Origin of the sequence: Bacillus sp. SB49, from assembly GCF_000469135.2 — a bacterium.
Classification (GTDB): Bacteria; Bacillota; Bacilli; order Bacillales; family Halobacillaceae; genus Halobacillus.
On the sequence record NZ_CP048117.1, the window covers coordinates 552,029 to 577,321 of the forward strand.

Annotated in this window: 22 protein-coding genes and 1 riboswitch; of the genes, 18 read left to right on the forward strand and 4 right to left on the reverse strand. The window is 47.6% G+C overall.

Annotated features, from left to right (window positions below; all coding sequences use genetic code 11):
- The first annotated feature begins 2 nt into the window (after positions 1–2).
- From M662_RS02870 to M662_RS02920, 11 genes are all read left to right on the forward strand, one after another.
- Positions 3–3,104, forward strand: a complete 3,102-nt coding sequence (locus tag M662_RS02870; RefSeq protein WP_026578774.1) for a beta-galactosidase, LacZ type — start codon at positions 3–5, stop codon at positions 3,102–3,104.
- A gap of 74 nt (positions 3,105–3,178) precedes the next feature.
- Entirely contained in the window at positions 3,179–4,918 is a 1,740-nt protein-coding gene (locus M662_RS02875; RefSeq protein ID WP_008636409.1) for a glycoside hydrolase family 35 protein, read from the forward strand.
- A gap of 130 nt (positions 4,919–5,048) precedes the next feature.
- Entirely contained in the window at positions 5,049–5,423 is a 375-nt protein-coding gene (locus tag M662_RS02880) for a nuclear transport factor 2 family protein (protein WP_008636410.1), read from the forward strand.
- A 184-nt stretch (positions 5,424–5,607) separates the two neighbouring features.
- Positions 5,608–6,342, forward strand: coding sequence for a tryptophan-rich sensory protein (locus M662_RS02885; RefSeq protein WP_026578773.1), 735 nt, complete (start codon positions 5,608–5,610; stop codon positions 6,340–6,342).
- 193 nt (positions 6,343–6,535) lie between these two features.
- Positions 6,536–7,654: a D-alanyl-D-alanine carboxypeptidase family protein gene (locus tag M662_RS02890; protein ID WP_026578772.1), complete on the forward strand. Its 1,119-nt coding sequence runs from the start codon at positions 6,536–6,538 to the stop codon at positions 7,652–7,654.
- A 153-nt stretch (positions 7,655–7,807) separates the two neighbouring features.
- Positions 7,808–9,133 carry a hypothetical protein gene (locus M662_RS02895; protein ID WP_026578771.1) on the forward strand — a complete coding sequence of 442 codons (1,326 nt, stop codon included), beginning with the start codon at positions 7,808–7,810 and terminating at the stop codon, positions 9,131–9,133.
- 180 nt (positions 9,134–9,313) lie between these two features.
- A complete protein-coding gene (locus tag M662_RS02900; RefSeq protein WP_008636414.1) occupies positions 9,314–10,063 on the forward strand; it encodes an IclR family transcriptional regulator in 750 nt (249 codons plus the stop codon).
- 12 nt (positions 10,064–10,075) lie between these two features.
- Entirely contained in the window at positions 10,076–11,029 is a 954-nt protein-coding gene (locus M662_RS02905; RefSeq protein WP_008636415.1) for a sugar kinase, read from the forward strand.
- 14 nt (positions 11,030–11,043) lie between these two features.
- Positions 11,044–11,688 carry a bifunctional 4-hydroxy-2-oxoglutarate aldolase/2-dehydro-3-deoxy-phosphogluconate aldolase gene (locus tag M662_RS02910; protein WP_026578770.1) on the forward strand — a complete coding sequence of 215 codons (645 nt, stop codon included), beginning with the start codon at positions 11,044–11,046 and terminating at the stop codon, positions 11,686–11,688.
- Entirely contained in the window at positions 11,685–12,833 is a 1,149-nt protein-coding gene (dgoD, locus tag M662_RS02915) for a galactonate dehydratase (protein WP_026578769.1), read from the forward strand. Before M662_RS02910 ends, dgoD begins: the two co-directional genes overlap by 4 nt.
- 42 nt (positions 12,834–12,875) lie before the next feature.
- Positions 12,876–14,237: a GntP family permease gene (locus M662_RS02920; RefSeq protein WP_008636418.1), complete on the forward strand. Its 1,362-nt coding sequence runs from the start codon at positions 12,876–12,878 to the stop codon at positions 14,235–14,237.
- A gap of 37 nt (positions 14,238–14,274) precedes the next feature.
- On the opposite strand, the gene M662_RS02925 is transcribed toward M662_RS02920, so the two are convergent.
- Positions 14,275–14,781 carry a hypothetical protein gene (locus M662_RS02925; RefSeq protein ID WP_008636419.1) on the reverse strand — a complete coding sequence of 169 codons (507 nt, stop codon included), beginning with the start codon at positions 14,779–14,781 and terminating at the stop codon, positions 14,275–14,277.
- Positions 14,782–15,238: 457 nt separating this feature from the next.
- Between M662_RS02925 and M662_RS02930 the strand changes: the two genes are divergently transcribed.
- The 4 genes from M662_RS02930 to M662_RS02945 all read left to right on the forward strand — a co-directional run bounded on the left by M662_RS02930 (position 15,239) and on the right by M662_RS02945 (position 19,173).
- The gene (locus tag M662_RS02930; protein ID WP_026578768.1) at positions 15,239–16,702 is read left to right on the forward strand and encodes a CDP-glycerol glycerophosphotransferase family protein; all 1,464 of its coding nucleotides are present in this window, start codon (positions 15,239–15,241) and stop codon (positions 16,700–16,702) included.
- A complete protein-coding gene (locus M662_RS02935) occupies positions 16,695–18,095 on the forward strand; it encodes a glycosyltransferase family protein (protein ID WP_026578767.1) in 1,401 nt (466 codons plus the stop codon). Before M662_RS02930 ends, M662_RS02935 begins: the two co-directional genes overlap by 8 nt.
- Before the next feature lie 102 nt (positions 18,096–18,197).
- A complete protein-coding gene (locus M662_RS02940) occupies positions 18,198–18,788 on the forward strand; it encodes a class I SAM-dependent methyltransferase (protein ID WP_026578766.1) in 591 nt (196 codons plus the stop codon).
- 100 nt (positions 18,789–18,888) lie between these two features.
- Positions 18,889–19,173, forward strand: a complete 285-nt coding sequence (locus tag M662_RS02945; RefSeq protein ID WP_152522243.1) for a hypothetical protein — start codon at positions 18,889–18,891, stop codon at positions 19,171–19,173.
- 46 nt (positions 19,174–19,219) lie between these two features.
- On the opposite strand, the gene M662_RS02950 is transcribed toward M662_RS02945, so the two are convergent.
- From M662_RS02950 to M662_RS02960, 3 genes are all read right to left on the reverse strand, one after another.
- A complete protein-coding gene (locus tag M662_RS02950) occupies positions 19,220–19,687 on the reverse strand; it encodes a GNAT family N-acetyltransferase (protein WP_026578764.1) in 468 nt (155 codons plus the stop codon).
- Between the two features lie 86 nt (positions 19,688–19,773).
- Complete coding sequence (locus M662_RS02955; RefSeq protein WP_008636428.1) at positions 19,774–21,066, reverse strand: nucleobase:cation symporter-2 family protein; 1,293 nt, start codon at positions 21,064–21,066, stop codon at positions 19,774–19,776.
- On the reverse strand, positions 21,063–21,650 hold the full coding sequence (locus tag M662_RS02960; protein ID WP_026578763.1) for a xanthine phosphoribosyltransferase: 588 nt from the start codon (positions 21,648–21,650) through the stop codon (positions 21,063–21,065). Before M662_RS02960 ends, M662_RS02955 begins: the two co-directional genes overlap by 4 nt.
- A gap of 120 nt (positions 21,651–21,770) precedes the next feature.
- Positions 21,771–21,872, reverse strand: a riboswitch (purine riboswitch).
- A 281-nt stretch (positions 21,873–22,153) separates the two neighbouring features.
- Here M662_RS02960 and M662_RS02965 point away from each other — a divergent pair.
- The 3 genes from M662_RS02965 to M662_RS02975 all read left to right on the forward strand — a co-directional run bounded on the left by M662_RS02965 (position 22,154) and on the right by M662_RS02975 (position 25,292).
- Positions 22,154–23,560, forward strand: coding sequence for a glycosyltransferase family protein (locus M662_RS02965; protein WP_152522242.1), 1,407 nt, complete (start codon positions 22,154–22,156; stop codon positions 23,558–23,560).
- A 125-nt stretch (positions 23,561–23,685) separates the two neighbouring features.
- Entirely contained in the window at positions 23,686–24,138 is a 453-nt protein-coding gene (locus tag M662_RS02970) for a DUF6376 family protein (protein WP_008636432.1), read from the forward strand.
- Between the two features lie 422 nt (positions 24,139–24,560).
- The gene (locus M662_RS02975; protein ID WP_026578761.1) at positions 24,561–25,292 is read left to right on the forward strand and encodes a ZIP family metal transporter; all 732 of its coding nucleotides are present in this window, start codon (positions 24,561–24,563) and stop codon (positions 25,290–25,292) included.
- The last annotated feature ends 1 nt before the right edge of the window (position 25,293 follow it).

Consider the following 25,293-nt stretch of genomic DNA (forward strand, 5'->3'; position numbering starts at 1 on the left):
CCATGGAATTAAAGCCGCATGATTATGAAAATATCAAGGTGTTGGAACGGAATCGTAGAAGAGAGCGGGCACACTTCTTTCCTTATAAAAAGGAACAGGCAGCATGGACGTTTGAGAGGGAGTGTTCGCCTTCCTTCCAATCTCTCAACGGAAATTGGAAGTTCCATTATGCTGAAAATCCGCTTGATGCCCCGGAACGTTTCTATGAAACGAATTATGATGTCATGGATTGGGAGGAGCTTCCGGTCCCCTCGTCCTGGCAGATGCACGGCTATGGGAAACCGGCTTATACGAACGTTGTCTATCCATTCCCTGTCGATCCACCCTATGTACCGGATGAGAATCCGACAGGGTCCTATGTACGGGAATTCTATGTTCCTGAGGAGTGGCTGGAGGAGAAAGTATTCGTCAAATTCGAAGGAGTAGACAGTGCTTTCCATTTATGGGTGAACGGAAAAGAGGCAGGATACAGCCAGGGAAGCCGTATCCCCTCTGAGTTCGACCTTACTCCGTTTCTTAAAGCAGGTACGAACAGAATCGCCGTTCGGGTATATCAATGGTCGGACGGTTCGTATATAGAAGATCAGGATATGTGGTGGTTGAGCGGCATCTTTCGGGATGTCTATTTGCTTGTCGTTCCAAAAGTACATATCGACGATATCTTCGTGAAGACGGTATGGAAACAATCGTCCGATGTCGCAGAGTTGGTCGTGGAAACCAAGGTGGAGAACGGAACAGGAAAAGACATATCCGGTTATTCGCTTGACTATCAATTCTTTGATAAAGAGAAGCAGCCTGTATTCTCCGAAATCCATGATCCGTTGGAAGACCTGGCACCTGTCCGTGAATTCTCTGTAATGAAGCCACGGCTTTGGTCTTCAGAAGATCCTTACTTATATACGTTACTCCTTACCTTGAAAGACGGGGAAGGAAAGACCGTAGAGATTATCCCTTTGAAAGTCGGGTTCCGTTCCATTGAGCTTGTAGATGGACAATTCCTTGTCAACGGCGCTGCTGTGAAACTGAAAGGCGTCAACCGCCATGATCACCATCCGGAACTAGGCCGTGCCGTTCCTTTCGAGTGGATGAAACAAGATGTTCTTTTGATGAAGCAGCATAACATCAACGCCGTCCGTACGGCCCACTATCCTAACGATCCAAGATTCTATGACTTGTGTGATCAATACGGCTTGTACGTCATTGATGAAGCGGATTTGGAATGCCATGGTTTCGAAGTCATCGGGGACTGGAATGCACTGAGTGATGACCCTGAATGGAAAGATGCTTATGTAGACCGAATGAAGCGGATGGTTGCCCGGGATAAGAACCGCCCGTCCATCATCATGTGGTCGCTTGGGAATGAGTCCGGTTTCGGAAGCAACCATCAGGAGATGGCCCGCTGGGTGAAAGAATATGATGACACGCGTCTGGTTCATTATGAAGGGGAGAGTCGCGCCCTTGCTTCCTCGGAACGCTTCTATGATCCGAAAATAGATCCGGAAGCTTCCGATGTATTTACAACGATGTACACGTCTGTAGAAGAAATGGAGGCATTAGGGAAGCGTAAGGATTTGAAGAAGCCGCACATATTGTGTGAATATGCCCATGCCATGGGGAACGGACCTGGAGGATTGCAGGAGTACTGGGATACCTTTTATCGATACGACCGTCTGCAGGGAGGATTCGTATGGGAATGGCTGGACCACGGAATCTTACAGACGAACGAAGACGGTGAGGAGTATTATGCCTACGGAGGGGACTTCGGTGAACGTCCTCACGATTCCAATTTCGTTATCGACGGTTTGGTCATGCCGGACCGCACCCCGTCTCCGGCGCTTGCAGAATACAAAAAGGTGATAGAACCTGTACGTATGGAAGCGGCAGACCTTGCAAAAGGGACAATCGACGTAACCAACCGCTATGATTTCCTTTCTCTTGACCACCTGCACGCTTCCTGGAAAGTGATGGAAGGAGAACGCTGTCTGGATAGTGGAGTGGTTTCATTAGAAGGGATCATGCCGGGCGAATCGAAAACGGTGGACATTCCTTTTCTATCTCTGAAGGATAAAGCGTTCGAAGAGGAAGTATGGCTGACAGTAGAATGCAGGCTCGCTCACGAAACAGACTGGGCGGAGACTGGGCACGAGATTGCCTGGGCGCAGTTTGAGCTTCCGGCACAGCGATTGGCGGTTAATAATCAAGCAGAGACCCATTCGCCGATTACACGGGTAGAGGACGAGCGACACCTTCGCTTGGACGGAGATTCTTTCACCGCCATATGGTCGAAGAAGGACGGCATGCTGACGGAATGGACGTATCAAGGGATATCCATGCTCGAGAAAGGCCCTGCTCTTCATCTGTGGAGGGCGCCTATTGACAATGACCTATGGGGACAGGATCAATGGAAGGAAACCCCTTCGATAAAAGAGTGGAGAGACGCCGGGCTTTCGGATATGCGTCATCGCCTGCGATCGCTTCATTATCAAGCACATGCTGATAACTGGATGGAGGTTACGGTAGAAACACGTGTGGCTCCACCGTCCCTGAACTGGGGCTTGGACGTGACCTATCGTTACCTTGTACAGGAAGATGGCATTATCGACCTTCAGGTGGAAGGGGAACCTTACGGAAAACCCCCGGAAACTTTCCCGAGGATTGGTTTGAAAATGGAACTCCCAGCCGGACTGGATCACGTAAAATGGTTCGGACGTGGACCGGGTGAAGCTTATATCGACAGCAGGCAGGCGGCCCGTATCGGAGTATGGTCCAAGCACGTAGAGGAGCTTCGTACTCCTTATGTCTTCCCTCAGGAGAACGGGAATCGTCATGAAGTCCGCTGGATGAAGCTTCATCGTTTAGATGGGATAGGTTTGCAGGTGAAGAGTGCTTCTTTGTTCGACTTCAACGCCCACTATTACACTGTCGAAAACTTGGAAGCTGCCAAACATACGTATGACCTGAAAAAAGAAGACTTCCTGACGCTTTTGATAGACCATCGCCAGCATGGGTTGGGGTCTGCAAGCTGTGGACCGGATGTATTGGAGAAGTATCAGCTGAAGAGCGGGCCATTCCAGTTCAGGGTGTCCATGGTGCCCACCATCTGATAGCGGTCCGCCTCGCTTGTATTCAGGAAGAAGTGTGACATTTAAGATCGTCCAAATGAAGAAGGAGGAGCGCCATGCTTACAGCTGAAAACGGTCAATTTCTTTTAAATGATAAGCCCTTTCAAATCCTTTCCGGTGCCATTCACTATTTCCGTACCGTCCCGGAGCACTGGGAAGACAGACTGGAAAAATTGAAGGCTCTCGGATTGAATACGGTAGAAACGTATGTCCCTTGGAACCTGCATGAACCGCGCAGAGGGGAGTTCGAATTCTCGGGCTTAGCCGATATCGAAGGTTTCATACAGACAGCGGCCGATCTGGGACTCTATGTGATCGTCCGTCCAGCCCCGTATATTTGTGCCGAATGGGAGATGGGAGGGCTTCCCTCCTGGCTGCTGAAGGACAAGGATGTTGTCATGAGAAGCAGTGATCCCGTTTATCTGTCGTACGTAGAAAGTTATTACAAAGAGCTACTTCCTAAGTTCGTCCCGCACCTATACCAGAACGGCGGTCCGATCATCGCGATGCAGATTGAGAATGAGTACGGCGCCTACGGCAATGATCAGAAATATTTGACGTTCCTTAAGAAACAATACGAGCAGCATGGTCTGGATACCTTCCTCTTCACATCAGACGGTCCAGACTTTATCGAACAGGGATCACTCCCGGACGTGACGACAACGTTGAACTTCGGTTCCAAGGTGGAGCAGGCGTTTGAACGTCTGGATGCATTCAAGACGGGTTCACCGAAGATGGTTGCAGAATTTTGGATCGGCTGGTTCGATTATTGGACAGGGGAGCATCACACCCGTGACGCAGGAGATGCTGCGGCTGTCTTCAGAGAATTGATGGAACGAAAAGCATCGGTCAACTTCTACATGTTCCATGGCGGCACGAACTTCGGGTTCATGAACGGAGCCAACCACTATGATGTCTACTACCCTACGATTACAAGCTATGATTATGACAGCTTGTTGACAGAGAGTGGAGCGATCACAGAGAAATACAATGCAGTGAAATCCATCCTTGCCGACTACCAAACCGTCCCGGCCGACTATGAGTCTGTGCTTTCATCCGAAGCTTACGGCAGGGTGGAAGTGGAGGAGGGCGTAAGTCTGTTCGATACCCTTGCCGAAATCGGGAAGCGGACGGCACACATAAAGCCGCTCTCTATGGAGGAAATTGACCAGGCTTATGGCTACACCCTTTATAAGACGACCGTCAACCGCTCCGGAGAGCTGAGTATGGGGATCGAAGCCGTTCATGACCGTGCTTTTATTTACGTTAATGGTACGTATCAGAAAACCATTTATATCAATGACGAACAGAAGAAAACGACACTCGTTTTCCCGGAAAAGATCAATACGCTGGAAATCCTCGTCGAGAATATGGGAAGAGCCAACTACGGTGAGCATCTGGAGGATCGTAAAGGCTTGACGAAGAATATTTGGCTCGGGGAGCAGTATTTCTTTGAATGGGAGATGTACGCCGTTGAATTGGATATCCTTCCTGAAAGCTACGCAAAGCAGGAGGACTCCCGTTATCCGAAATTCTTCCGCGGTACGTTCGATGCGCCGGGGAGACACGACACTTACATCGACAGTGAAGGGTTCACGAAGGGGAATCTCTTCGTAAACGGGTTCAATCTGGGGAGATATTGGAACACAGCCGGTCCTCAAAAGCGGATCTACGTCCCAGGCCCGCTGTTGAAGGAGCAAGGAAATGAACTGGTCATACTGGAATTAGAGCACTCTTCTGTTTCAGAAGTGCAGTTGGTGGATCAGCCTGAACTTGCCGCCGTTGTGAAATCATAAATGGAAAAGTCACCGCCTTACAGCGGTGACTTTTTTTGAGGAAGCACGATGCTGGATTTTTCTCATATAGCGGTGTAAAGTACCTACTAGTGGAAAAAAGACAGCGAGATTTGCAGGAGGAATAATAAGCATGAATTTAGATAAATATTTCGATCTTTTTGATCGTTCCCGAACAAGTGAAGAGGCGATGGAAGAGTTAAATGGTTTGTTCACGGATGACATGGTCTTCGTATTAAATGGCAGCAGGAAGCAGGGGCTGGATCAATGGAAGCTGTTCATGAAGCAGGTATTCACCAATAATACAGACATTAAGCATATGTATGAAGGTTGGGAAAAAGTCGAAGGAACCGATGCATATGAAACGCGGTGGGCCGTGTGCGGAAAGCTTGCAAATGGAAAGGTGTACACGCAGACAGGGAAGGACATTGCCCGTCTGGACGAAGCGGGCCGGATCAGCTATTTGGAAAACGTCCCGGATCAACAGGATTTGTTCCAAGGTTATTAAAGATAAAAAAAGCGCAGCTTATTCGTTAAGCTGCGCTTTTTTTATGGAGGAAGGATGGAGAGAGTACAATCAGGATCAAAATCATCTACAGCGGCCAAAGGACCGATATTTCATGATTATGTTTTAACCCGGCGAGGAGAGGAATACTATGTAACAGAAAAGGAAAAGGAAAGGGAGTGTCTTCATGGGTAAATTCATCTTGAATCTCCTGGCGTTTATCCTTGTCGTCGTCGTTAACGGACTTGCGAACGCGCTGCCGCTGAATGGACAAACGACTGGTGAAATTTCCAACCGCCTCGATGTTCTATTTACACCGGCAGGGTATGTCTTCAGTATTTGGGGACTAATTTATCTTCTGCTTGGAATCTGGGTGCTGCGTCAGTTCCCGGCAAGCCGCAGAGATCTGCCGCTTTATCAAAATACGAGTGGACTTTTCGTCCTGAGCAGCCTGCTCAATAGTTTATGGATCTTCCTTTGGCATTATAATTACTTCGGTTTGACCGTGATCGTCATGCTGCTGCTATTGCTTACCCTGATCCGGCTGTATACGACAGTGAAAGCAAGCGGGGCATCGTTTTTCGATCTTCTGCCATTCTCCATCTATTTAGGGTGGATCAGTGTAGCGACGATCGCTAACATCAGCTATTATCTAACAGATATTGGATGGGACGGCTTTGGTCTTTCTGATACCGTCTGGACGATTATTCTGCTGGTTGTCGCCACGGTATTAGCCGTATTTTTCCTTGTAAGCGAAGAGGATTGGGTATATCCGCTCGTCTTCGTCTGGGCGTTCATAGGCATTGGTGTGCGCAACCAGGGTTCCGATGAGACGGTTGTCGTCTATACCGCTTACCTTTTGGCTGCGTTGATTTTCATCCTGACGATTGTATTCGGATTTAAACAAAAGAGAACATCATAAGTTTCGACACCTTGAAGAAATTCCGCTCTATAAGAGTTGGAATTTCTTTTTTTTGGATTGAAAATTACAATGGAATTAATTTTATGTTACAAAGAGTCGGAACATGTCGAAACACCAGGGATTTGCTATTATAATAGGTTCTAGTTTTTGTAATCGGAAGTACGAATTTTTGAAAAATAAGGGGTCAGGGAATGTGAGAATATTTATAGCCATAATCGCTGCATTCATTATCGCACCATTTATCTTAACCTCTCCTGCTGCCGCAGAAGCCGGGGATACTCCACAGATCGATAGTGAGTCAGGCATTGTCATGGAAGCGAATACAGGACGGATATTGTATGAAAAAAATGCAGAAGAGCGTTTGTACCCAGCCAGCTTGACGAAAATTGCGACCGCTATCTACGCTATCGAGCATGGGGATTTGGATGATACGGTAACAGTGAGTAAGCAGGCAAGTGAAACAGGCGGATCCAGTGTCTTCCTCAAAGAAGGCGATCAGATGAGGCTCGGTCAGCTCATTCAAGGATTGCTGCTTAATTCAGGAAACGATGCAGGGGTAGCGATTGCGGAGCACCTCAGCGGAAGCTCGGGGCAGTTTGCTAAAGATTTGAACGTATACCTGAAAGAGGAAGTGGGGGTGGAGAATACAACCTTCTTCAATCCACACGGCTTGTTTGATCCACGGCATATGACGACAGCGGAGGATTTGGCACGGATAACCGCTTATGCGATGAAGAATGATACCTTTAAAGAAATGTTCGGAAAGAAGCAGATAGACTGGGACAGTGAGTCTTGGGATACGACGTTATACACGCACCATAAGCTGATGCGGGAAATGCCGTATGACGGTGTGACTGGAGGCAAGACGGGGTATGTCGGACAGGCTGGCTTCACATTGGCAACGAGTGCCGAACGGGACGGTACCAGTCTTGTTGCCATCACGATGAAGAATAGTACGCAGCTCGGCGCTTACCATGATACGGAGAAACTGCTGGATTATGGGTTTGATAACTTTGAGACGACAACGGTATCTCCGGACGATGTCTATGACTTCATGGGTGAGCCTTATGCCGTCGAAGAGCCGTTGACATACACCCATTCCACTAATCATCCAATAGATCAGAACGTAATCCTGCCTGGTGTCTTGATTATTTCCAACCAAATGGGTGACGTCCTGACATCCGGTATGCTTCGGCAGGTAGACAGGAAGCATACCACAGCAGGCGCTCTATCCGCTGCTGTGAAAGTGGATGACATATGGGACTATACGGGTCATCCGCTCGATCAGGATCTTACCGCATTTAAATATTGATCTAACAAGCCTTTCCTTAGACAGGAGAGGCTTTTTTTATTTGCTTTTCCCTCTATTGTTCAGACAAATTATGATTTTTTTCTAAAAAAGTGATCCAATTCTTTTCCTCTTCCGATAGCTGAGTAGAAACTATTTAATAAAGGAGAGTGTCAGATGAAACACTTGAAGAAAATCACGATCATGATGTTGGCGTTGGTCCTCCTCGTACCCTCCCTCGCCATGGCATCAAACAGTCCTACGGTGAAAACACCGGCAGCAGATTTACGATCGACACTGGATCAGCTTTTATCGGAGCACTTCGTCCTTGCGACTACTTATATGATGAAGTCGTATGACGATGCACCTGATGCGGAACAGGTATGGGAGAAGCTTGATCAAAACGCAGCGGATATGACACCTGCCATTGCCTCCGTCTATGGAGAGGAAGCGGCAGCGCAATTCGAAGAAATTTTCCGCGGCCACAATGATTATTCAGACGCGTTTGTGGAAGCAGCTAAGAATGATGATGCGGATGCACGTGAAATGGCGGAAGCGGAAGTAGATGAGTTCGTAAATGAATTCGGCAGTTTCCTGGCAGCCGCTACGGACGGAAATCTTCCGGAAGATGCAGCGAAGGAAGCATTGAAAGCGCATGAGCAGGATGTAGTCAATGTCTTCGATCACTATGTAAATGGAGACTACCAAGAAGCATATACGGCGTTCCGCGAAGGTTTTCAACGGATGTTCACGGTCAGTGAAGCGCTATCTACTGCGATTGTGACTCAAATGCCGGATCAATTCGAAGGTAGCAAGGCCGATACGAAGGCAGCAGATCTTCGTTCTAATCTGAATGCACTGGCAGCCGAGCACTTTGCATTAGCCGTCCTGGAAATGCAGAAGGGCTATGACCAGGCGGAGGATTATGATTTCGTGACATGGGCAGAAAATGAACATACGAAAGACTTCACAGCAGCCATTGCCTCAATTTACGGAGAAGATGGTGCGGCACAGTTTGAGCAGGTATGGCAGCAGGATCACATCAATGCACAAGCAGATGTCGTATCTGCCGCGCTGGAAGGGGACGAGGAAGCGAAGCAGATGGCTGAAGACAGTCTGCAGTTGTTTGCTAAAGACTTCGGTGCATTCCTGGATGCGGCGACAGAAGGAAATCTTCCAGCAGATGCAGCAACAGAAGCTGTTTGGTCTCATGAAGAAGACGTCCTGCAAACATTCGAAAGCTATGCTGGAGAGGATTATGAAGCAGCATACGATTCGTTCCGCGAAGGGTATGCATTCATGTTCGGTATCGGGGAAACATTAGGCGATGCGATCGTGATGCAGATGCCGGAACAATTCGGTACAGAAATGCCTGATGCAATGCCTGACACAGGTTTGGGCGGTATGAGTGATCAAGGCCAGTACATTTGGATGTGGATCGCATTCGGAGTGCTTGCTGCAGCAGGAGCAGGCTTCGTCTATCGTAAGAAGGCAACAGAATAAATGGGAAAACTGCCAGTATATTACTGGCAGTTTTTTTATTTGGTATAAACGAAGAGATGAAACTTTCATTTGAAAAAATTCTGTCAATCTATTGATGAAAGCGGTTCATTGTGATAGTGTTGTGTATGAAATTTACATATGAGAAGCCGATTTACATATGTGAATGGGAAGGTGAGGAAAATGACGGTCAAATCAGCAGATCGTGTCATTTCTATATTGGATCACTTGAAGGATTATCCCAACGGTCTTTCCCTTAAAGAAATCGCCGCCCAGTTGGCTCTGCCGCAAAGCAGTACATTCCAACTGCTGCAGACGATGCAGAAACGGCATTTCCTTACGGTGGCTGAAGGGAAAGTATATAAACTCGGTCCGAAGCTCGTACAGATTGGAACGAGAGCTTTAGAGACACTCGATGTCTATGCCGATGCACGTCCTTATCTCCGTGAATTGATGGAGAAGGTCGAGGAGACGGTATTCATGGCAATGATGATTGAAGAAGAACTTGTCTATGTGGCGAAATTCGATAATTATCGGTCTATACGGACGACTGCACAGATCGGGATGCGGAAACCGTTGTACTGTACGGGTCTTGGAAAAGCCTTCTTAGCTTTTATGCCGGAACCTGTCAGTGACCATCTTCTTTCGAACATGAAATTGGAACCGATTACAAGTAAGACCCTTACAGATCCTCAAGCATTGAAAGAGCAGTTCGCGGGCTTTCGTGAACAGGGTTTCGCGATTGATGATGAAGAGAATGAAGTGGGATTGTATTGCTTGGCAGCTCCTATCTATAATGCTGCCGGCGAAATGGTTGCGGCAATCAGCACAGCCGGTCCCAAAACAAGGGTCCTCGGGCGTTACGAATTCGTTTCTGAATCTTTATTGACAGTTTCGAAAGCGATTTCAGAAAGGAATGGATACGTTTTATAAGGAGGGTACGAAATGGATGTAGTCACACTGGGAGAGACGATGGTTACTTTCACGTCCAAATCTTCAGGACTGATGCGTTACGCTTCAGACTTTGCAATGAAAGTGGCTGGTGCAGAATCGAACGTTGCCATCGCCCTTGCACGATTAGGACATGATGTTGGATTTATCAGCAAAGTAGGAGACGATGAATTCGGTGAGAAGGTTCGCAGCTTCATCCGAGGAGAAGGAGTGGACGTCAACAAAGTTACTTCGTACGGAGGAGCTCCTACAGGTATCATGTTCAAAGAGAAGCTGACACCGAACGAGATGCGGGTCCAGTATTACCGTAAAGGATCTGCAGCGAGTGCGATGACTCCGGACGATCTGGACGAATCCTATATCGCCGGCGCCCGGTTCCTGCATATTACAGGTATTACACCAGCGCTCAGTTCAAGTTGTCTTGAAAGCGTTTTAACTGCTGTTCATTATGCCAAGCGTAACGGCGTAACAGTGGTTTTCGATCCGAATCTGCGGAAGAAGTTGTGGGGAGAAGAAGAAGCACGATCGGCTCTGTTGGAAATTGCCTCCATGGCGGACATTGTGCTGCCCGGTATCGATGAAGCAGAATTCCTTTTTGGACCATCTTCTACGGAGCAGCTGGCTGATAGATTTCATGAACTTGGAGCTTCTGTCGTCATCATGAAGCTCGGCAAAAGGGGAGCTTACGTGAAAGACCATTCATTCACAGGCTATGTCGATGGTTATCCCATCGATGATGTGGTCGATCCGGTCGGTGCGGGCGATGCATTCGCAGCCGGCTGTCTCTCAGGCCTGCTGGACGGTTTGCCGGTAGAAGAGGCTTGCAGACGCGGAAATGCTGCAGGGGCCATGGTCACGTTAGTCGAGGGTGACGTAGAAGGTCTGCCAACGAAGGAACGTGTCGAAGCGTTTCAAAATCAGGATGTCAAAGAGGATGTAGAGCGATAAGGAGGAATGGACAAATGGGAACAGTCTTTCAACGAATGTTAGAGCATAAGCTTGTAGCGATTCTTCGTGGGAAACAAGAAGAAGATATAGTGAACATCGCCCAGTCGCTGCATGACGGTGGGGTGCACATGATGGAAATCACGGTGGATACTCCACGATTCGACGAGCATATCCGTCAAGTCAAGGAAGCTTTCGGTGAGCGCATGATTGTCGGAGCCGGAACGGTACTGGATCCGGAAACAGCACGGACAGCCATTCTTGCCGGAGCGCAGTTCATCTTCTCGCCGACGGTCGACAAAGAAACGATCACGATGGCGAAACGGTACGGCGTTGTAAGTATTCCGGGAGCAATGACTCCGACTGAGATTTTGACAGCCTATGAGCAGGGTGCAGACATGATTAAAGTCTTTCCGGCAGGAGCGATGGGACCTGGGTATATCAAAGATGTACACGGACCGCTGCCACACATCCCGTTAATGCCTACAGGTGGAGTCGACCTGTCCAACGTCCGCGAATACTTTGATAAAGGAGCAGTAGCCGCAGGGCTTGGCAGCTCGCTTGTCCCTTCCAATAAGACGATGGATGAAACGGCACTCAGGGAATTGACAGAAACGGCAAGACAATTCAGTGAAGCGATAAAGGATGTGGAGAGAGTATGAAAATCATAGATTTCAAACTGTATCAGCTGCCACCACGTTGGTTGTTCTTGAAAATAGAAACTGATATAGGCGTCTGCGGATGGGGAGAGCCTGTTGTGGAAGGACGTACGCATACCGTTGCTGCCTGTGTTACAGAATTGATGGACTATCTGATTGGTAAAGATCCGCGTCACATTGAAGACCACTTCCAGGTATTGTACCGAGGCGGTTTCTATCGTGGAGGACCAATCCTGATGAGTGCCATTTCCGGTATCGAACAAGCGCTGTGGGACATCAAAGGGAAGTATTACCACATGCCTGTCCATGAAATGCTCGGCGGATCTGTCCGTGACAATATCCAAGTTTACTCTTGGATCGGAGGCGACCGGCCCAGCGATGTAGGAGCTGCTGCCAAGGAAAAAGCGGAGGCAGGCTTCACCGCAATTAAGATGAATGGTACAGAAGAAATGAATTACATAGACAGCTATACCAAAGTCGATGCAGCAGTAGCAAGGGTAGCGGGAATTCGTGAAGCTGTCGGACAGGATTTTGGAATTGGAATCGATTTCCACGGGCGCGTCCATAAAGCGATGGCGAAAATACTCGTCAAAGAGCTGGAGCAGTATCGTCCGATGTTCATTGAAGAGCCGGTTCTGACAGAAAATGCAGAGTCCTTTAGAGAGATTGCACAGCACACGACGACTCCGATTGCAACAGGCGAACGGAACTACACCCGCTGGGGATTCAAGCAATTATTGAGGGATGGAGTAGTGGACATCATTCAGCCGGACTTGTCACACGCTGGTGGGATTCTGGAAACGAAAAAAATCGCCGCTATGGCAGAAGCCTTTGATGTAGCAGTCGCGCCGCACGCGCCACTCGGACCGATCAATCTCGCAGCGTCCCTGCAGGTCGACGCCTGTACGCCTAACTGCATCATCCAGGAACAGAGTCTAGGTATTCACTATAACAAGGGAAGCGATCTGCTTGATTACCTTGTGGATCCGACCGTCTTTGAATATGAGAATGGTTCGGTGAAAATCCCGAAAGGACCAGGGCTTGGAATCGATATCAACGAAGAGAAAGTCAAGGAAATGTCGGAACAGGCGGAGCTTTGGAAGAATCCGATCTGGCGGCATGCGGACGGTACCGTCGCTGAATGGTAAAGAAAATTCACTCGTATTTACAACTATGAAGGAGAGATAATTATGTCTACAACAGGATTGATCCTGCTTGCAGTATTCGGAGTCGCTCTGCTGTTATTCCTCGTCATGAAGACGAAGCTGCAGGCGTTCATCGCGTTGATTCTTGTGAGTTACATTGTCGGACTCTTGTCCGGAATGAATCCGATGGAAGTTTTGGAAGCGGTTCAGGCAGGGATGGGAGGTACCGTCGCTGAGGTCGCGGTCATCATCGGTATCGGAGCTATGTTCGGAGAAATTCTTAAAGCATCCGGCGGAGCGGAACGTCTTGCTCTGACCTTGATGAACAAATTCGGTGAAAAACGCGTCAACTGGGCGCTGGTGCTTACCGGTTTCATTATTTCCATTCCCGTTTTTCTAGATGTAGCCTTTGTCATTCTCGTTCCTATTTTATATAGTCTTGCACAGAAAACAGGGAAATCATTGCTGCACTTCGGTATTCCGTTGCTTGCAGGTCTTGCCGTTACACACAGCTTCATCCCGCCTACTCCGGGACCGATCGCTGTAGCATCCTTGATCGGTGCCAACATCGGCTGGGTTATCCTCTTCGGATTCATTGCCGGAATTCCGGCAGCGATCCTTGCAGGGCCGGTATTCGGAACGTACATCGGTAAGAAAATCCATGTCAAAGTGCCTGCAGAAATGCTGAAGAACATGGCAGAAGAAGCAAAAGGAAAAGAATACGATAAGGAGCTTCCAAGCTTCGGTATGATCGCTTTTCTTATCCTGCTTCCACTATTCTTGATTCTACTTAATACGTTCGGCAGTGCCGCTTTACCAGAAGGAAGCACGTGGGTAACGGTCTTCTCCTTCATCGGTGATCCCGGTGTTGCTTTAACAATGACCGCTTTAGTTACGTTCTATCTACTTGGAACACGCCGTGGTTATACGAAAGAGGAAATCCAGAAGATTGCCACGAAGTCTCTGGAACCTGCAGGTGTCATTATCTTGATCACCGGTGCCGGTGGAGTCTTCGGTGAGGTACTTGTACAAACAGGAATCGGCGATGTCCTTGCCGATACGATGAGTAACATGAATATGCCGATCATCGTCTTCGCCTTCCTTGTAGCTGCTGCTGTCCGTATCGCTCAAGGTTCGGCAACGGTAGCGATGGTTACTGCAGCAAGCTTGATTTCTCCTGTCATCAACACGATGGGAATCGAAGGTCCGATGCTTGCGCTGCTGGTTATTACCATTGCGTCTGGTGCTACTATTGCTTCTCACGTCAACGATTCAGGATTCTGGATGGTTAACCGATTCTTCGGATTGTCTGAGAAGGATACGTTGAAGTCGTGGACGGTGATGGAAACGATCATCGCGCTTGTCGGTTTCGGTGTTTCGCTCATCCTCAGCTTGTTTGTAGCATAAGGAAGAAAAACCAGCCCTTTGCAAAGGGCTGGTTTTGTTATTTCAGCGAGTGACGCTGGATATTCGGAGCTTCTTCCTCGAATTCGTTTTGGAACGGAAGGTTTTCTTCGTTCTTATGGAATTCGGGAGGCGCTTGTGTGCCGGTTGATTTATAACGAATGTGGAATTCCTCCTGGAACTCCGGGACATCTTTCGGTTTGGCAGTAGGAAGCCTCATGCCTGTAATCCACATTTCGAATTTGTAAATACCACGATCGAGGATGACACACAACTCTTCGAGAGACTGGGTCAGTTCATTCAAACAGTCCAACCCGTTTCTTAAAATAATTCCCCGTTCTTTCGCCTTTTCGATCGAATGCTCCAGGCGGTAAGGTTCGCCTTGGTATGCAAATTCGATAAAACAGCTGTTGCGGTCCCAGTTAAAGTGATAGTCGTCAATCTTCAGACGTTTCATGACTTTCTCAAGTTTTTTCTCACATATATTTTGTTCCTTGTGCGGCATCCATTTGAATAGAACGTTCTTAAATACTGGATTTTTGAACATACTAGTCACCTTCCTTTTAGTATAAGCCTGAACCTGTGAAGCGTGAACTGTACTATTATGTATAGTTCTACAAAAGGTGGAGAACCCCTCCCTGATATCCCTTTTAATTGCAAAAAATCCCAGAATACATCAGACATCCATCGAGGCTTACTACCATTTTAATCCCTTTGACGGCAGAAAGGGAATGGGCGCAGGGAACTATTAGGTGCATGGGATTACTCTTTTTCTATTGCAGGGGCTGAGCTATTTTGTCTATTGAAAAGGCTTCCTGTCGAAGGTGACGTTCCTATTGTGGAAAAGGAAGCCGGAAAGAAACAGGAAGAGTGCATACGTGTTACTTTTCGCTCATTTTTAATAGATAACCGTTCGTAGGATAGGTAGATAACTTCACATGATTGATAGAGTCTTCATATATATAGTTAGGAGTAATCTCACTAAAAAAGAAAGGAGTGTGGACATGAACGACGCCTCAAGAAATTACTGGTCCTTATATGCAGAGTTTTTATCTGCTTTCCAGTCGATCAGGTATAAAGGGTTTTCTATTCCTTACCTGTGCCATTTCAGAAGTTTGAACCATGAGAATACGTATATATGGGAGAATCTACCGAATGCAGCCTTCCGTAAACATTTATCCAAGGATGTGAAGGATAGAAAGGCTCTGCAGGCACTATTCGATCAATACAAGCAGTCCCATGTGAAAAAGAAAAAGAGTAAACTATTTCCAAGGATGAAGGCTCCAAAGGGTAAAATCGTCTTGTACAATGCGGCCAATCTCCTTCGCTTCCCAAAGGAGACGATGGATCGGCATTTCCGGCCTGACCAGACCGTACTGCTTCAGGATTTTCCTGCAAAGAAGAAGCCGAAAATCGTTAAAGGGATTCCGGTCCAAGGTGTTCCGTCCAACTATTTGAGTTCCTATCGTGTCCCTGTAGAAGCAAGCGTTCAGGTGCTGCAAAAGCAAGCGGATAAAATCATTCAAACATACTCAGGTCATCCTATGTTTAACCATGCATCGTTTCGAGTGAACTTCCACAAACAATTGTCAGGGATTGTCCAGAGAATTGAAGAGACGAATCGTTTCTTCCGGAAAAACCCTGTATCCTGTATCGTTTTTGCATCCACCCATTATTATCAGAGCAGGACGATAGCTATGGTAGCGGCAGAAGCGGGTATCCCGACGGTCTGCATGCAGCATGGAATTATCGGGGATGAAATAGGGTACATGCCCCAAATTGCTGACGTGGAAGGGGTGTACGGGCATTTTGAATCGGAATGGTTTCAGAAGATCGGTGTAAAGAAGACGGCTGTTGAAATCATTGGGCATCCGCGGTTTGATAACCTCTTTCGCCGTTCGTCCCTGATGAAATCAGAGCTTGTCAATCAGCTGAAAATAAATCCGGGTAAAAAAACGATTCTTGTCATTGTAAGAGAAGATAAACAAGTCGATAAGTGGAAGACGCTGGTCCAGAACTTAAGTAAAGAAGGAAACTATAATATCATCATCAAAGACTTCCTCTACCGCGGCACCCCTCATCCGCTCACGAAACTTTCTCCTCATATCTATTCATCCGCAGCGATTCCATTATATGATTTGATCCACCACAGCGATATCGTCTTAACCTATTTATCAACCGTAGGTCTGGAAGCGATGATCGCGGATAAACCAGTGTTCGTACTATCCACCCCATTTCCAACCTATACAGGTTATTTTGACAAACTGACTCCGTTAGTAGACCCGCGTCCGCTGAAAGTAGCCCGTATGGTAGGGAAATACCTCAGCGACGATCAGTGGAAGCAGCAGGTGAAAGAAACACGACAGTCGTTTCTGAATCATGCGTATCCAACGGCCAAGCCGTCCGGTACCAGACTGATGGATCTCCTGCGGCGTCTCTCGAAGCAAGGGGGGATTCCGTTTGAATGATTATGAAAGAGACTATTGGAGTTCGTATTTTGATTTTCTTGATAAATTTAAAGCATTGAAGTTTATGGGTATTCCTGTGGCGCTTGTGCTTCCTTATTACGTCCTTATCATGGATCGCGGGTTGCATAAGTTGGGAACTCCGGCTGCAGGGGGAAGGTGGTCTGTCCCATTAGCGAAGGAAGAAGAGCTGCAGTCACGCTTTGAACAAGTATTAAAGCCATATAAGAAAAGAAATACGAAAAGAAAAGGGAAAATCGTTTTTTATGAGGCGGTATTAAGAATCCCCCAATACCTCTTACGGTCTACCTTCTCTCCGGCCGAGACATTGATTCTCCGTCAGAAGCAGTCGGTCAATCCCTATACAGCTTATAAGACGAAGTACTTCTACTCGCTTCAGCATGTGGATAAGGAAACGAAGAAATCGTTTATCAAAGAATGGAATAGTACGATGGATCAGTATGTCGACCATCCGATTTATGGAAATGTTCATTTTCGGAAGAAGGTCCGGATGCTGCTGCCTTCTGCGCTTATGCAAATCGCGGCAGCTGCCAAGTTCTTTGAAACGACAGAAGTTTCCTGTCTGATCGTCGGTACGACAAACAGCAGCGACAGCCGCAGTCTCGTACTTGCTGCCTCGCAGCGGGGCATTCCTACTATCTGTCTGCAGCATGGTATTCCTATGCTGGAGTTCGGTTATCTTCCTAAAGTGGCCACGTTCCAGGCCGTTTATGGGGAAAGAGACAAGCGATGGTATGAGAGCCGGGGGGTTCCGTCCGTGACCCTGCGGATGATCGGCCACCCGCGCATGGATGATATTTATAAGAGGAAAGGAATGAGCAGAGAAGCCTTCTGTCATCGATTATCGTTGAATAAAAAGAGGAAGACTATCCTTTTGGTGCTTCATCATGAAGAGATGGAGATGGTGGATTCCATTCTTTCTGAGCTGCAAAAGAATGCGGTGTACAACATAGTAGTCAAGCGACGAAACGGCAGACAACGCCAATCGGAGGCAACGCTTGCACTTGCCAAGAAATATAAAAAACTCACTTATGTCGATGATCTGCCTTTGCATGACGTTCTCCGTCATGTGGATGCGGTGATCAGTTATGACTCTACGATCGTTCTTGAGGCGATGCTTGCTGGAAAGGTTGTCCTGCTTTGGTCGCTGAACAGCCTGTCCCGCAGTTCTACCAATTATTACAATTCATTGGAATACTATCGATTTGAGAAGCCGGAAGAGCTCGTTGAAGCCCTCTGTCTTTTACTTGAGGATGGGTCGTATAAACAGGGGTATCATGCTGTAAGGGAAAAGACGATTGCATCCCTTTACCAGAACCGCAGTGGAACCTCTACAAAGGTTCTGGCAGAGCTTGTTCGATCTTTAATTCTGTAACGAACGATAAAAAGATAGAGTATCTTAGTCATCTACCAATACGCTTTTCCATAACTTTCATAGAATAACGTATGCTTGAAAATAGAAGGGGGGATAAAGAGAATGGAAGAAGAGAAAAAAACGATGGAAGAGCTTCATGACCACTGGAAGAGCAGCAGTACACCAGATTTGTATGCTCCGAGAGTAGAGAGAAGTGAGTTCCTGACCAAATATATCCGCAAATGCATTGTCCGAAATGGACAAATTCTGGAGGTCGGCTGCAACGTCGGTCGAAACTTGAACTATTTAAGAGAGCAGGGCTACCAGAACCTGAGTGGAATTGAGATCAGCGAGGAAGCGGTAATGGCGATGAAGGAGACGTTTCCGGAATTAGCCGAAGCGGCGCACATCATGAATGCACCCGTGGAACAAATCATCAAACGCCTGCCGTCCAATTCCTATGATCTCGTGTTTTCCATGGCCGTGCTCCTTCATATACACCCGGACAGCGACTGGGTTTTCGAAGAGATGGCAAGGATATCCCGGGATTACATCATCACGGTTGAGGCAGAACAAGCATCAGGTTGGCACATTTTCCCTCGTAATTACAAAGCTATCTTTGAAGATCTCGGTTTTAAACAAGTGACGGAAAGCAATGCAAAAGCTGCCGGATTGAAGGCGTATACGCTTCGGGTCTTTAAAAAATTGAAATAACAGCAGAAAGCGACTCTTGTTGGGATATTCCCAGGAAGAGTTTTTCTGATTGAAGGAAGGGAATAAAAGGAACATTCTGCTTAAGTCTGGAGAGGATATCATGATAGAGAAGTCTGCCGGTGTCTTCTTGTTCGCAGCTTTGGTTCTGTTTCTATGGGGATGGATCACGGGGGATGCCCTTATCTTCTTCCCTTTTCTCTGTCTTTTCGCCGCTGTGTTCTTATTCACCGTCTATGCTGTAAGGATTAATAAAGAGACCGCCATTCGCTGCCGGGTCGGCTGGCACAGTTTCGTTCATATCGGTTGGGATGAGCAAATGGCGTCGGAAGCAATCTATGAATGCAGGAGGTGCGGGAAGAGGAAGAAGGTGATGAGGGCCTTTTGACAAAAAAACAGGTAAGGTCGGGACCTGTGCCTGACCTTACCTGTTATCAGGGATTTTGTATAGTTGCGGCTTCGTCCAGGGGAAGACTGTAGTGGAAGAAATCAGCTTCCTTGCTGTACCCTTTTTTCTCGTACAGCTTTTGCGCCGTATAATTATCAAAAGCAGTCGACAGGCTGAGGCTGACGGCTCCGGTATCTTTGGCAAAGTCTTTGGCTTTGTTCAACAGACGTTCTCCGATGCCTTTGCCGCGGGCTGCTGGTATGACATACAAATCATTCAATATCCAAGCGTTCCTCATGGAAATGGAAGAATAGGTCGGATAGAGCTGGGTGAAGCCGACGTAGTTATCCTTTTCTTTTACGAGAAAGATGACAGAGTCCTTCCGCGTCATTCGTTGTTCTATGTAGGCTTTCGCTCCTTCTAAATCCGGATCTTGCTTGTAGAATTGGCGGTATTGATCGAATAAAACAGCGGCTGCTTCCACTTCTTCCATGGTAGCCTGGTGGATGTTCATGGTCATCTCTCCCTGGTTGTTTTTTTAATAAGTATATACATTCTATGGAAATAAACAAGGGGAGCATTTACGCTCCCCTTGTTTATTCAAGCTCCTCGTTCGCTTAGTACCGTAACCTTCTTAGAGGCTTTGGAAGGGAGCATATGGAATAGGATATTTAGAACGATCGCTGTTACGCTTCCAGCGACGATGCCGTTGCTCGTGAGGATTTGGAAGCTTTGAGGGAGCTTGGCGAACAGCTCGGGCACGACCGTTACGCCGAGCCCCATCCCTACAGAACAGGCGACGATCATGGAATTCTCGTGTGATTCCGCGATGACAGCGCTGAGCATCTTGATTCCCTGTGCAATGACCATGCCGAACATCGCAACCATCGCGCCCCCTAACACAGGTTCCGGGATGATTGTGGTCAGGGCTGCAATTTTAGGAATGAATCCGAGGGTGATGAGCATGGCGCCTGTGACGAAAATGACTTTGCGTGATTTTACGCCTGTCATATGCATCAAACCGACGTTCTGGGAGAAAGCCGTATAAGGAAAAGCGTTGAACACTCCTCCAAGCAGAATGGCGATCCCTTCTGCTCGATAGCCGTTGGCTAAATCCTTCTCTTCGATCTTTTTTTTCGTCAAGTCACTCAAAGCGAAATAGACACCCGTCGATTCAACGAGAGACACCATGGCAACGAGGATCATCGTCAGGATGGCAGACCAATGGAAGGTGGGCGTACCGAAATAGAAGGGCTCGACCATATGGAAATAGGAAGCTTCCATGACGGAAGTGACATCGACTTTCCCCATGAAGGATGCTGCCGCGGTGCCGGCGATGATGCCGATCAGAATAGCGACAGATCTGGTGAAGCCTGTCGTGAAACGGTATAAGAGCACGATGAATAAGAGCGTACCGAAAGAAAGGGCAATATTTGAAACGGATCCGAAGTCGCTTGCTCCTTCGCCGCCTCCCATATTGTTGATAGCAACAGGGATCAGGGTAATCCCGATGATCGTAACGACCGTACCCGTGACGACAGGAGGGAAGAAGCGGACCAATTTACTGAAAAACCAGCTGATGAGGATGACGAACAAACCGGATACTAGAATTGCCCCGTATATCGCAGATACCCCGTATTCGCCGCCGATGGCGATCATCGGCCCGACGGCTGTGAACGTACATCCGAGAACGACCGGGAGACCAATCCCGAAGAAGCGGTTCCTCAGTACCTGGAGGATCGTCGCCACGCCGCACATAAGGATGTCTATGGCAACGAGGTAAGTGAGCTGCTCGGAATTCAGACCAAGAGAAGCACCGACGATCAGTGGGACGAGAATGGCTCCCGCATACATAGCAAGGAGGTGTTGGACAGCCAGTGCACCTGTTTTCATACGGACGCCTCCTCTTCAGCGAAGCGTACTTCTCCATTCTCAAGGGAAGATAGAATGGCTAACGACTCCACCCGGATGCCTTTGTCCAAAAGCTGCTTCCTGCCGTCTTGGAATCCCTTCTCTATGACAATTCCGACACCCGCAAGCGCTGCCCCGGATTGTTCAACAATATCAACAAGCCCGAGTGCTGCCTGTCCATTGGCGAGGAAATCATCCAGTATGAGGACGGTATCTTCGGCAGTCAGGTAGTCTTTCGAAACAGATATCTCATTCGTCTGCTGTTTCGTGAACGAATAGACTTCGGCAGAATAGAGATGGTCATTCAGCGTCAGGGATTTCCGCTTCCTTGCGAATATGGCGGGTACTCCAAGGCTGAGTCCGGTCATTTGGGCCGGTGCGATGCCGGAGGATTCCAGCGTCAGGATTTTGGTAATGCCGGCCTGTTGGAATCGTTCGGCGAAGCCTTCACCGATTTCCTTCATCAACTGTGGATCGATCTGATGATTGAGAAAGGAATCGACCTTGATAACCGTGTCGGAAAGGACGCGGCCTTCTTTTTTTATCTTTTCTTCTAGTAGATGCATAGAATGGATCACTCCTTATGGAAAGTAAAAAATGCGCAGCAGCTTCATTCCCTGACTATGAAGGGAGCAAAGCTGCTGCGCATGTAACATAGAGAACGACCATGACAAACACGATCATCCATCTTCTTTTCTTCCTTTCATAGTCGGTTCATTTACGGTGAACCGGTAGAAACTCGCAGGCCGTATCCCTGCTATTATATGAAATCGGTTATTCAGTTAATATCCACAGTATAGCACGCGAAAACTGGAAGACAATACCGAATTCGTCATTTTGTACAACCGGATGAATAGAGGGAATATTCAGTCTGTAATAAAGGAGGAAAATCAAAGAGGTGTATGTAACAACCAAACATTCATCCCAAGCTCCTTCGTGATTAAATTTTTCTCCCTTCTGCAACCATAGTCACACAACCATACAGAATCAGCATCCCGGCATAAGATAGTTAAGGACTCATAAATGGTAGGGACCTATGGCTGCACGGGTCCTTCAGAAAGGAGGTTCTTTGACTACCATGAATCAATTCGAACGAAGGTATTGGTCATCCTATTGTGATTTCATTAATGACTTTAAAGCATTGAATTACCTTGGGATTTCCCTGCCTCTCGTCATGCCATATTATGTCCTTATTCATGAAAATGCCATCCATAAATTAAAAGGCGGAGGAGCGGAGAAAATACTTCGCACAAAAATCGTCAAAGAAAAAAGCATTCAGGCTCATTTTGAAAAACATCTGGCCCCTTACCGGAAGAAAGTAGTGAAGAGGAAAGGGAGGGTCGTCTTCTATGACAATGTCCTTCGCATCCCTTCTTCGTTGATCGCTGAACAATTCAAGCCTGGTAAAGCTCTCCTGCTCATGCACCGGCCGTCCCAGGTAAAATCATCTATTCCGTCTATTGCATTAAGCAAATATGAAACGATTCCTAAGAAGATGATAGATAATTTCAAAAAGAAAGCAAATCGTATTCTTCTCTCCAAACGATCACATCTTATTTACGGGAATAAACATTTCAAGAAACGATTGCTGAGACAGATTCCGGTCGTCATGAAGCAGATCTTCGCTGCCAATAAGTTCTTCGCGAGCTACCCGGCTTCCTGTCTCGTGCTTGGTACGACGAACAGCAGTGACACGAGGATACTGGCATTGACAGCTGCGAGTAAAGGGATCCCCTCCATTTGTCTTCAGCACGGCATTCCACTGCTTGAATTCGGATACCTCCCGCGTGCCGCTACCTATCTCGGTGTGTACGGGACGAAAGATGTAGCCTGGTACACCAGTAAAGGTGTCCCTCCGGCAGTCATCAAAGTGGTCGGCCATCCTAGGTTCGACGAAATGGTGAAGAGAAAACCGATGTCTCCCAAAGTCTTTCAGGCGAAGTTCAAACTTGTACCGACTAAGAAGACCATTCTGCTGGTTCTGCATCATCAGGAGACGGAAATTCCACAAATCATCATTGATAAGCTCTTGAAAACAGGGAAATACAACATTCTGATCAAGCCGAGGAATGGCAAACAGAGTAGAACGTCCCAAACGCTTGCCCTCCAGCAAAAATATAAAACGGTCAAGTTCGCAAATGGTGTGCACTTATATGATCTGCTGCAAAATGTGGATGCGGTCGTCAGTTACGAATCGACGATCGTGATGGAAGCACTGCTTGCTGGTAAACCAGCATTCATCTGGAAGTTGAAAGCATTAGCGTCGAGCACTACGAATTACTACAGCGACCTGAGCGAATACATTTTTCAGGATCCGAATCTCTTGATTGGGAAGATGATGGCCGTTCTTGATGGAAAGGTCGGTCCGGAGGCTTGGAATAAGAAGAAGGATGCTTTTATCCAGAAGCATTATCCTGTCGCACCACCGCTGTCGATTACGAAACTGAAAGCTTTGATCACCCAAATCACACTATGAATACCGGAAATTTCTGCTTCCTGGCAACCGCCAGGGAGTCTATTGATAATAGCAGGAAGGCCCTCGGATGGAGGGTCTATTTTTATGGGGTTCGTGCTATACTAAAAGAAAAAAGTAGGGATGACATGAAGAAATTATCGGCAGCTTTAGTAGGAGCAATCGGCGTGCTCGGCGGTTGTTCGATGCTGGAGGGAGTGAATAATTCCCTGTCGTACGTCAATGAAGCGACGGAATATGCCAATGAAGCCAGTTCTTTTGCACAAGAAGCACCGTCTCTTGCGGAACAGGCAGTTCAAGATCCGGATGCCGCTGGTGAGCTGGAGACAAAGCTGGAAGAAATGAAGGCGGATATAGAAGAATTCAATGAGCTGGATGCGCCTTCTGTTGCGGAAGATCTGCATCAACAGGTCGTTTCACAGAATGACAAGGCATTGGAGGGTATCCAAGTTTACTTGGATAACGTGGAGAACGGAACCCTCGACCCGTCCGTCATTGAAAACACAGAACTGTTTCAGACAATGAGTGAGCTGTCGCAGATCGTTGATCAAATCGAAGAAATTCAGCAGCTGGGTGAATGACGATGAGGCTTCCTTACAGGGAGCCTTTTTTCAACTTGTAGAAGAAGTACTTTTCAGAGGGAGAAATCGGGCTCCGGGGAATAGAGCGCTGTTCGTGGGGTGGCCGGCGAGCCTGCTCATCGCTGCGCTCTTCCGGGGTCTCACCTGTGCCACTATTCCCACAGGAGTCTGCTTTATTCCCCTCCACCCTTTGTTATACATGTCTATCTTTCGTTTCATTCCTGTATTCTATAGTTATCGATGGTTGCTTTGAAATTTTCATGAGAGGAAGGTTTTTCTCCCTTTGATCCCTTTCTCGGAGTTTCTAGACAGTCTGCGAAAAAGGCTCCCTTAAAGGGGGCTTTTTTGTGTGAAAGAAAAGAGCTTCTATCCGGACATGCTGTTACGTATAGTGGAAGCAGGACGAATGTGGGGGGAGCGGCATGGATTGGAATATCGGAGTTATGTTGATATCTGCTTTCGCAACGGCGGCCGGGGCACTGCCGGTTCTTGCCATCAGGCAGATTTCCCACAGGGGTATGGATACAATTCTTGCTTACACAGCTGGGGTCATGGTAGCTGCTTCTACATACGGACTGATCCCGGCATCGCTTAAACTGACGAATTTATATGTCCTCTGTTTCGGAGTCCTGCTGGGGGCGCTTCTATTAAATGCCTTGGAATACGTCCTTCCCCACATCGATGCAGACCATGAAAGGCATGGGCGGATGCTTCCGTTTCAGGGGATGATGCTGGTCGTTGCCATGACGCTTCATAATATTCCGGAGGGACTGTCAGTCGGAGCCAGCCTTGCCAGTGATGTCGACAATCTCGGGCTTGTGGTCGCTTTGTCGATGGCTTTACAGAACGCTCCGGAAGGTTTTCTTGTCGCGCTCTTTCTTATGAATCAGGAAGTGTCCAAGCTGCGGGCATTTTTATTTGCGACACTTACCGGCTGTATTGAGTTCTTTGCGGGCGTCTTCGGTTTCTTCGCCGTTGGTGCAGCGCTATGGATCGTTCCATACGGGCTCGCGTTCGCCGCCGGTGCCATGTTGTTCATCGTATATAAAGAATTAATTCCGGAAACACACGGTCATGGATACGAGCGCCTGGCGACCTTTTCCTTTCTTATTGGACTGTTAAGTATGATCGGCCTTGTCGAATGGTTTCGCTAGT